This is a genomic window from Roseateles sp. GW835-FHT13E02, assembly GCF_058794035.1.
In genome coordinates this window covers 1-9,255 of the sequence record NZ_JBXAGJ010000041.1, presented here as the reverse complement: position 1 = coordinate 9,255, position 9,255 = coordinate 1, and the positions used below count along the sequence as shown (strand labels likewise).

Below are 9,255 nucleotides of genomic sequence, written 5' to 3'. Positions count from 1 at the left end.
CGGGCGAAAACTTCGGGGACTTCTTCATGGCTCCATTCTCCAGAGTTGGAGCCTCCTCGAAACCCGGGGCGATTCAATCCATCCTGCAGGCCAAGCCCGAGTTCGGAGTCCTGAAGGAGCGCATCCAGCGCATTGCCGTCGAATTGGAAGGTCAGATGGCCATTCCTGCCATCAAGGCCGAGGCGGTGCTGGTTCAGGCGCTGACCAGTGATGAGTGGTGGGAAGGCGTGACCCTGCCCATGCTGGAGACCGTACGCAGGCGGCTGCGGGCGCTCATCAAGCTCATCCCCAAGGGCCAGAAGAAGATCGTATACACCGACTTCCAGGATGAATTGGGTGAGAGCTCGGTGATTGAACTGCCGCAAGTGACGGCCGGCTTGAACATGAACAGGTTCAAGGAGAAGGCCCGTGTCTTCCTGAGGGCCCACGAGGCACATCTTTCTCTGCAGCGGCTCAGACGCAATCAGCCGCTGACTGCGACTGATTTGGAAGAGTTGGAGAAGATGCTGCTGGAGGCTGGCGGCACCCCGGCACTCATCACCGAAGCGAAAGAACAGAGCCATGGTCTGGGCCTGTTTGTGCGCTCGTTGGTGGGCTTGGGCTTTGATGCCGCCATGCAGGCCTTCAGCGAGTTCATCAACGGCACAACGGCCACTCCGAACCAGATTGAGTTCATCAACCTCGTGGTGCAGGAACTGACCCAGACCGGCGTGATGGAGCCGGGGAGGCTGTTCGAATCGCCGTTCACCGATGTGAACGCGCAAGGACCGCTGGGCATCTTTGCGCCGGCCAAGGTCACCCATTTGGTCGGTGTATTGACGCAGATTCGTGAACGTGCAGTGGCGTAGATGCCAACTTCAATTTGGCCGGAGGTACGACGCGGTTCTGTCTCTTCGGGTCAAGCCTTGTTCAGAACTTTGAAATTCCTGCGTCGCTCCTGCGCCGCTACACCGCCCACCGCCATCAGCCCCGCCAGGGTCAGCACCCAACTCTGCGGCTCCGGCACGCTGGACACCAGGGTCATTTGGTAGGCATGGACCTGGCCGTTGTGGACGGCGGTGCCGACGATGCTGCCGTTGTCGGCGATGGCCATGGCAGAGGCGCTGGTGTTGGTGCTGAAGTCCCAATCGCTGCCGGCGGGCAGCAGGCTTTGGAGGGTGTAGGTGGCGCCGTCGGCGTAGAGAAAAGGGATGGAGAACTCGCCGCCAGCGTTGCCGACCACCCAGCCTTTGTCGTTGACGCCGCTGCCCGAGCCGTTGGAGGTGTTGGGTGGCAAGCTGATGGCTTTCATCCCCTGGCTGGCCGACCAGATGAAGGGGCTGCCGCCGCTGCTGTAGAGGCTGCTGGAGCCGACCACATAGCCGTTGTTGCTGACGCCGAAATTGATGGCCGAGTTGTGGCCGGGCAGGGCGCCGAGGCTGCTCATCTCGCCGGTGGCCGAGTTGTAGACCATGCCCACGACCAGGGCGAGATCGCTGGGATCGGTGCCGATGCCCACCACGAGGCCGGCGTCGTTGACGCCAAAGGCCTCGGTCATGAAACTGCCGTTGGCCGTGGTGGCGTTGATGATCTGGCTGCTGCCGGTGGCGGCATTGAAGAGCACAGCGCGGTCGCCGTCCTGCGAGCCGGCGCGGCCGACGATGAGGCCGCTGTTGTTGACGGCGTTCGCGGCGCCCCAGCCATAGCCCTCGGGCAGGGTCAGGGCTGTGACGCTGCCGTTCGGGTTCCACATCACCGGCAGGGGGGCGGTGCCGAACCAGGTGGTGGCCGACACGCCAACCGTGAGGCCGGCGTTGTTGACACCGTGGGCGGTGGCGAACTGGCGGCCGTCGATATTGCCCAGCGCCTGCATGCCGCCCTGAGCGCTCCAGCGATAGGCCTGGTCGTGGCTGTCGGACGAGCGGCCGACCACAAAGCTGCCGTTGCGCGAGCTGCCAAAGGCTTGCGAGAACTCGCCATTGCCGATGACGCCGAGGTCGACGATGGTGTAGCTGGGCGCATCGGCCTGTGCGCCGCTGGCGAAGGCGGCCGCGGCACTGAGGGTCAGGGCCTGGATCAGAAGGCGGTGCTTGCGGTTCGAGGAGGTGGGCATGTTGGGATTCATACGGCGTGGGCTGTGCTGAGAGAGAAAGGTGGAAAAACCAGGGGCCAGAAAAGCAAGTGAAGGCCACCCGATACCGCGATGCGGCGGGGTTAGGTCTGGCGAACGGTTTTCACCTTAGCAGCGCGGCCTGGGCGCTGGAACCGGGTTTGGCCGCAGCGCCGCGCAGATTGACGATGGCGGGACAGGCCTGACGATTTCGGGTCAGTGGGCTGGGGCCTGCGTGAGGCGGGGCTGAATCAGCGGCTCTCGCTCGGCCGCTCGCCAAAGCGGCGCAAGTACGCCTGGCTGAACTTGCCGGCGCTTTGAAAACCCCAGCGCTGCGCCAGCTCAGCAATGCGGCCGGCCTGCCCCTGGCGCAGCTCGGCACGGGCGCGGTCCAGGCGCAGCTGGCGCAAGTAGGCCATGGGCGTCAGGCCCAGATGCTCGTTGAAATGGCGCAGCAGGCTGCTGACGCTGACACAGGCGGCTGCGGCGATATCGCTCAGCAGGACCTCGCTCTGGGCATGGGCGTCGAGGTAGTCCAGCGCGCGGCTCAGGCTGCGCGGCAGCAGGGGTTCTTCGCGGCGCTTGGGCTGGGTCGCGGCAGCGTTGCCGAGAGCCGCCTGCTCATGCAGCAAGCTCAGTCCCATCATCTCCACCCAGCGCTCGATCAGCAGGGGCGGCGCGGCGCCATCGCCCTGCTGCAGCAGGCCACTGGCCTGCTGGGCCATGAAGTGCAGCTTCTGCGCCAGGCCGGGGGCGAGCTTGGGCTGCAAGCGTGCAGGCGCCGCCTCTGCGCCCGGCACGGCCCACAGGGCGGAGCCCAGCCGCAGCAGGGGCTCGCGCGGCAGGGCGATCTCCACAAAATGCGAATCGGCTGCGAACTGGGCCTGCTCCACCTCGGCCGGGTTGAAGACCAGGCCTTCACCGGCGCGCGCCAGGCATTCGCCCTCGTTCAGCATCTGCAGGCGCACCGAGCCGGACAGCACCAGACCTACCAGCAGATGCGGCGCGCGCTCAGCTGGCGCGCTGCAGTCTTGAGAACGCACGTTCAGGACAAAGCTGTTGCGCGATTCGGTCAGAAACAGCTGGGGCGCCGCGCCGGCTTGCAGGGCGCTGGGCGCCTGCACCAGCTCCAAGTTCAGGCGCGCGGCCCGGTCCCGGCCCCAGGAAGCAATCTCGCGATGCGCCGAGGGCGCGCGTGCGTTCAGCTCGGCGAAATAGTGTTCGATGCCCGGGCGCGAGGCGAACTGGACGGAGCGCAGCACCGGCGGTCGGGGCGGTGGTGGTGTTGCCAACTTGCGCGAGGCCTGGCCTCGGGCGGCCGAGGGTTGCGATGCATCATTCATGCCGAAAGAGTCGTGCTCTGAGCCGGGATCCGCCTGCATCGGCGGGCAGAGGGTTCGGTCCAGTATGAAGCAGCGCAGCCGGTGCACCCTCCCGGCATAACCCGCAGATGCGCGGTGTGCGCCCGCGAGGGGCGACTTGGGGCTGGCCCTAGACTCCGGGTCTATGTCTTTTGTGTCCCCCTTTGATCCGGAGCCCGCTCTGGATCTGCCGCCCGCTGACCATGCGGTCGCCCGCCTGCGCGCGGCCTGCCTGCTGACGGACACCGCCAACACCCGGCCGCGCCTGGACCGGGGCGAGCCGCGCATCGAGCGCTGCGCGCGCTGCCGCCTGATCCCCAGCCACTGCATGTGCCATCTGCGTCCGGTGCTGAGCGTGCCGCCGCAAGGCCATCGGCCGGCGGCGGTGTGCCTGATCATGGCGCCTTTTGAGGCGCTCAAGCCCAGCAACACCGGTTGGCTGATCGCCGATGTGCTGCCCGAGACGCAGGCTTTCGTCTGGTCGCGCGTGCAGGTGGAGCCGGGGCTGCTGGCGCTGCTGGCCGATCCGCAGTGGCAGCCCTTTGTGGTCTTCCCGGGCGAGTTTGCCGATCCGGGGCGTGAGGTGGTGACCGAGCTGGCGCCGATCCTGGCTGATGCCTCCCAGCCGCCTGCAAGTCGGGTCAAGCGCCCGCTTTTCATCCTGCTCGACGGCACCTGGTCGGAGGCACGCAAGATGTTCCGTAAGAGCCCCTACCTGGCCCGTCTGTCGGTGCTGAGTCTGCAGCCCGAGCAACTCTCGCGTTACCGCCTGCGCCGCTCGCACCACGAGCACCATTTCTGCACATCGGAAGTGGCCGCCCTGTGCCTGGCCCTGGCCGGCGATGAGACGGCGGCGCAGACGCTGGAGGCGTATCTCGATGTCTTCAGCAGCCGCTACCTGCGCGCCAAGCAAAGCCTGCCGGCGGATGAGGGCGATGAGGGGCACCAGCGATTGCGGGTGTTGGCTGCGGAGCAGGCGGGCCGAGCCTGAAGAACCCGGCACAGCCGACAAAGGCCACAAACCCGACAATGCCGCATGGCTCTGCAACTCCGCACCAAATTCATCCTCCTCGCCGTCCTGCCCCTGGTGGCCAGCCTTTTGCTGATCGCGCTGGCGGTGCGGCATCAGGAGAGGGAGCTGGTGCAGCGCGAACATGCGCTGGTGGAGCGGGCGTATATGGAGGCGCGGCGGGCGGAGTTGAAGTCCTATGTGGCGCTGGCGGTCAGCACGGTGAAGCCGTTGTACGAGGCGCCGGGGGACCCGCTGGCGCAGCGGGCGCAGGCGCTGAAGCTGCTGGCCTCGCTGGACTATGGGCCGGACGGTTACTTCTTCGTCTACGACCTGGACGGCAACTCCCTGATGCACTCGCGCCAGCCCGAGTTGGTGGGCCGCAATTTGTGGGACATGCGCGATCCGCAAGGCCGGCCGACCATCCAGGAGCTGATCGCGCAGGCGCGCCAGGGCGGAGGCTTTGTCGACTACCTCTGGCGCCGGCCGTCCAATGGCCAGGTCGAGGCCAAGCTCGGTTATGTGGTGCCGCTGGAGCGCTGGGGCTGGATGATTGGCACGGGGCTCTACCTCGGCGACCTGCACGCCACCATGGAGCAGCTGGACGCCCAGGCCAGCAGCAATATCGCCACCACCTTGCTGTGGATTGCCGGCATCGCTGTTTTCGGCGTGGCCTTGATCAGCAGCACGGGGCTCTTGCTCAACGTCAGTGAGCAGCGCGTGGCCGATGCCAAACTGCGCTTGCTGGCCCACCAGGTGGTGCAGTCGCAAGAGGATGAGCGCGCCCATCTGGCGCGCGAGCTGCACGATGGCACCAGCCAGACCCTGGTGGCGACCAAGCTGCTGGTGGAATCGGCCGTCGATGCGCTGGAAGCCGGGCGGCCGCTGCCGGCGCGGGTGCTGGCCACGGCACTGGAGCGGCTCAAGGCCTGCCTGGACGAGGTGCGGCGCATTTCGCACCGCCTGCGCCCGGCCATGCTGGATGACAGCCTGGGCTTGCCGGCTGCGCTGCAAACCCTGGGCCGTGAGTTCGAGGACGATGGCGGCGCGGGTGTGGTGGCGGTCAGCGTGCAGGGCGAGCCGGTGGAGCTGCCCGAGTTGGTCAAGACCGTGCTGTTCCGCGTGGCGCAAGAGGCGCTGACCAATGCGGCCAAGCATGCGGCCGCTGCGCATCTGCAGCTGGACCTGAGCTTCGAGGCCGGCCGGGTGCGGCTGCAGATCAGCGATGATGGCGCCGGCTTTGACGAAGCCGCCGTGCAAGAGCATCCGCGCCAAGGCATCGGCCTGCGCAATATGCGCGAGCGCCTAGCCTCCATCGGCGGGCGCTTGCAGATCCGCTCGCAGCCCGGCGCGGGCACCGAGGTCAGGGCCGAGGTGCCGCTCTCTTTGAATTCCTCCAGTCCTTCTGCTGTACCCACATGAACACCGCTCCCGCCTCCGCCCCGATTCGCATTGCCCTGGTGGACGACCACCCGCTGGTGCGCGACGGCCTGCGCCTGCGCCTGGGCGCGGTGCCGGAATTCGCGGTGGTGGGCGAGGCCGGCGATGCGCGCGAGGCCCTGGCCCTGCTGGCGCACACGGCGGTGGACATCGTGCTGATGGATGTGGGCATGAAGGAGGTCAACGGCATCGAGCTGGCCGCCGACTTGCTGCAGCGCCAGCCGGGCCTGCGCGTGCTGATGCTGAGCATGTACGACAACCCCGAGTATGTGCAGCGTGCCCTGCAGGCCGGCGCCCAGGGCTATGTGCTCAAGGACGCGCCAGCCACCGAGATCGTGGCCGCCATCCAGGCCGTGGCGGGTGGGGGCACGTTTTTGAGCCCGGCGGTGTCGCGCCGCCTGTTCCGCGCCCAGACGCCTCGCCCCCTGCTCTCGCCGCGCGAAAGCGAGGTGCTGGCCGCGCTGGGCCGCGGCGAGTCGAGCAAGCAGATCGCCGCTGCCATGGACCTGAGCGTGCGCACGGTGGAGGCGCACCGCCAGAACATCAAGCGCAAGCTCAATCTCGAGGGACAGGCGGAGTTGATCAAGTATGCCGTCGAGCATTCAGGGCAGGCGTGAACAGCTGAACGGGTGAGCGCGTGAGTTGAACCCGGGTGCTTCAAACCAGATCATCAGGGTTGACCCTTAAGTGATGCCACGCGCCGCCGCGCGTGGTCTGACGGATGCGCGCAGCCGGCCGCTGGCCGAGACTGCGGCCACGCAGCGGTCCCCCTCGTTTTTCCTCGTTTTTTTCTCTCTCTCTCTCTCTCGTTCCCACAGCCAAGACCGCGCGGATCAGGAGACAAAACTCATGTCCTCGAACATCAGGCGCCACCTCGGGTGGCTTCTGGTCGCGGTGCTGGGCGCGTTTGCGCTGGCCACCGTGGCCCTGGGCCGCGGCGAAGCGGTCAGTGCTCTATGGGTGGTGGTGGCCGCAATCTGCGTCTACTTGATCGCCTACCGCTACTACAGCCTCTTCATCGCCAGTCGCGTGCTGGAGCTGGACCCGCGGCGCCAAACGCCCGCCTGGCGGCACAACGACGGTCTGGACTATGTGCCGACCAACCAATACGTGCTCTACGGCCACCACTTCGCCGCCATCGCGGGCGCCGGCCCCTTGGTCGGCCCGGTGCTGGCCGCGCAGATGGGCTATCTGCCCGGCTTGCTGTGGCTGCTGGCCGGCGTGGTGTTTGCCGGCGCGGTGCAGGACTTCATCGTCCTCTTCATCAGCACCCGCCGCGACGGTCGCTCGCTGGGCGATCTGGTCAAGCAGGAGATGGGCCTAGTGCCCGGTCTGATCGCGCTGTTCGGCGCCTTCATGATCATGATCATCATCCTGGCCGTGCTGGCGCTGATCGTGGTCAAAGCCCTGGCGCATTCGCCCTGGGGCACCTTCACCGTGGCGGCCACCATCCCGGTGGCGCTGTTCATGGGTGTGTACCTGCGCTACCTGCGCCCGGGCCGCATCGGCGAGATCTCCATCATCGGCTTTGTGCTGCTGATGCTGTCCATCGTCGGCGGCCAGTGGGTGCATGAGAGCCCGGTCTGGGGCCCGATGTTCACCTTCGAGGGCACGACGCTGACCTGGATGCTGATCGGCTACGGTTTCGTCGCCGCCTCCATCCCCGTGTGGCTGCTGCTGGCGCCGCGTGACTACCTGTCCACCTTCCTGAAGATCGGCACCATCGTGGCCCTGGCCATCGGCATCGTCTTCGTCGCACCGACAATGCAGATGCCGGCCATCACCCAGTTCGCCGCCGGCAATGGCCCCGTCTGGTCGGGTGATCTCTTCCCCTTCCTGTTCATCACCATCGCCTGCGGTGCCGTCTCGGGCTTCCATGCGCTGATCTCTTCGGGCACCACGCCCAAGATGCTGGAGAACGAAACCCACGCGCGCTTCATCGGCTACGGCGGCATGCTGGCCGAGAGCTTTGTGGCGGTGATGGCCCTGGTGGCCGCCTCCTGCATCGAGCCGGGTGTGTACTTCGCCATGAACAGCCCGGCCGCCCTGGTGGGCAAGACGCCCGAGGCCGTGGCCGCCACGCTCTCGACCTGGGGCTTTGTCATCACGCCCGAAATGCTGATCCAGACCGCCAAGGACGTGGGCGAGAACACCATCCTGGCGCGCGCGGGCGGTGCACCGACCCTGGCCGTGGGCATGGCGCAGATCCTGCACCAGGCCATTGGCGGCAAGGCCATGATGGCCTTCTGGTACCACTTCGCCATCCTGTTCGAGGCGCTCTTCATCCTGACCGCCGTGGACGCCGGCACCCGCGCCGGCCGCTTCATGCTGCAAGACCTGTTGGGCAGTTTTGTGCCTGCGCTCAAGCGCACCGATTCTCTGCCCGCCAACCTGATCGCCACCGCGCTGTGCGTGGCGGCTTGGGGTTACTTCCTCTACCAGGGCGTGGTCGATCCGCTGGGCGGCATCAACACCTTGTGGCCGCTGTTCGGCATCGCCAACCAGATGCTGGCCGCCGTGGCCTTGATGCTGGGCACCGTGGTGCTGTTCAAGATGAAGAAGCAGCGCTATGCCTGGGTGACGGCCCTGCCAGCCCTGTGGCTGCTGATCTGCACCATGACCGCCGGCTGGCTGAAGATTTTCTCGTCCGACGCCAAGGTGGGCTTCCTGGCGCACGCCAGCAAGTACAGCAAGGCCCTGGTCGAGGGCCAGCTGCTGGCCCCTGCCAAGACACCGGAGGCCATGAGCCGCGTGGTCTTCAACGACCGCCTGGACGCTGCCCTGTGCGTGCTCTTCATGTTCGTGGTGATCAGCGTGCTGATCTACAGCGTGCGCGCCATCCTGGCCGCGCGGGCCTCGGCCAAGCCCACGGCGCAGGAAACGCCCTTCGTGGCTTTGTCGGCTGCCGCTGCGGCACGCTGAGTGTCAAGCCATGGCTGCTGCTGACGATGTGATCGAACAGGCGCGCGAACTGCGCCAGCGTGTCGGCCAAGCCGGCCGCTACCTGGCCCAGGGCCTGCGCCTGATGGTCGGTTTCCCCGACTTCGACACCTACCGCGAACACATGGCCCGCACCCACCCGGACCAGCCGGCCATGACCTACGAGCAGTTCTTCCGCGAACGCCAGGCGGCGCGCTACGGCGGGGCGGATGGGCGGATGAGCCGCTGCTGCTGACCTTGCGGGCGGCTGTCGGCACATTGCTCACCTCCGTAGGGTTTGTCGTTCTCGCTGCGGTGTCTCGGCCCGCCGCCGGGCTCATGGTTCGCGGGTCGGCTCTTCGAGCCGACTCCCCTCGCTGCTCACTGCGCGGCTCAGCGGCGCCAAACTCCCTCCGTTCGCTGCGCTCACTGTGGTC

At 66.9% G+C, this 9,255-nt stretch carries 8 protein-coding genes; 6 read left to right on the top strand and 2 right to left on the bottom strand.

Features of this window, described 5'->3' with window-relative positions:
• The coding region (locus AC1Q6P_RS23775; RefSeq protein ID WP_492666247.1) for a type I restriction-modification enzyme R subunit C-terminal domain-containing protein at positions 1 to 848 on the top strand (848 nt) is incomplete at its 5' end.
• Between the two features lie 50 nt (positions 849 to 898).
• On the opposite strand, the gene AC1Q6P_RS23770 is transcribed toward AC1Q6P_RS23775, so the two are convergent.
• Positions 899 to 2,092: a hypothetical protein gene (locus tag AC1Q6P_RS23770; protein WP_492666246.1), complete on the bottom strand. Its 1,194-nt coding sequence runs from the start codon at positions 2,090 to 2,092 to the stop codon at positions 899 to 901.
• 248 nt (positions 2,093 to 2,340) lie between these two features.
• The gene (locus AC1Q6P_RS23765) at positions 2,341 to 3,432 is read right to left on the bottom strand and encodes a helix-turn-helix transcriptional regulator (protein ID WP_492666245.1); all 1,092 of its coding nucleotides are present in this window, start codon (positions 3,430 to 3,432) and stop codon (positions 2,341 to 2,343) included.
• A 163-nt stretch (positions 3,433 to 3,595) separates the two neighbouring features.
• Here AC1Q6P_RS23765 and AC1Q6P_RS23760 point away from each other — a divergent pair, with 163 nt between their 5' ends.
• From AC1Q6P_RS23760 to AC1Q6P_RS23740, 5 genes are all read left to right on the top strand, one after another.
• Complete coding sequence (locus AC1Q6P_RS23760; RefSeq protein WP_492666244.1) at positions 3,596 to 4,441, top strand: tRNA-uridine aminocarboxypropyltransferase; 846 nt, start codon at positions 3,596 to 3,598, stop codon at positions 4,439 to 4,441.
• A 45-nt stretch (positions 4,442 to 4,486) separates the two neighbouring features.
• The gene (locus AC1Q6P_RS23755) at positions 4,487 to 5,881 is read left to right on the top strand and encodes a cache domain-containing protein (RefSeq protein ID WP_492666243.1); all 1,395 of its coding nucleotides are present in this window, start codon (positions 4,487 to 4,489) and stop codon (positions 5,879 to 5,881) included.
• Positions 5,878 to 6,516 (top strand): response regulator, encoded by a 639-nt coding sequence (locus AC1Q6P_RS23750; protein ID WP_492666242.1) that lies wholly within the window; start codon positions 5,878 to 5,880, stop codon positions 6,514 to 6,516. Before AC1Q6P_RS23755 ends, AC1Q6P_RS23750 begins: the two co-directional genes overlap by 4 nt.
• A gap of 232 nt (positions 6,517 to 6,748) precedes the next feature.
• Entirely contained in the window at positions 6,749 to 8,821 is a 2,073-nt protein-coding gene (locus tag AC1Q6P_RS23745; protein WP_492666241.1) for a carbon starvation CstA family protein, read from the top strand.
• 49 nt (positions 8,822 to 8,870) lie between these two features.
• Entirely contained in the window at positions 8,871 to 9,074 is a 204-nt protein-coding gene (locus AC1Q6P_RS23740; protein ID WP_102769604.1) for a YbdD/YjiX family protein, read from the top strand.
• Positions 9,075 to 9,255 lie beyond the last annotated feature (181 nt).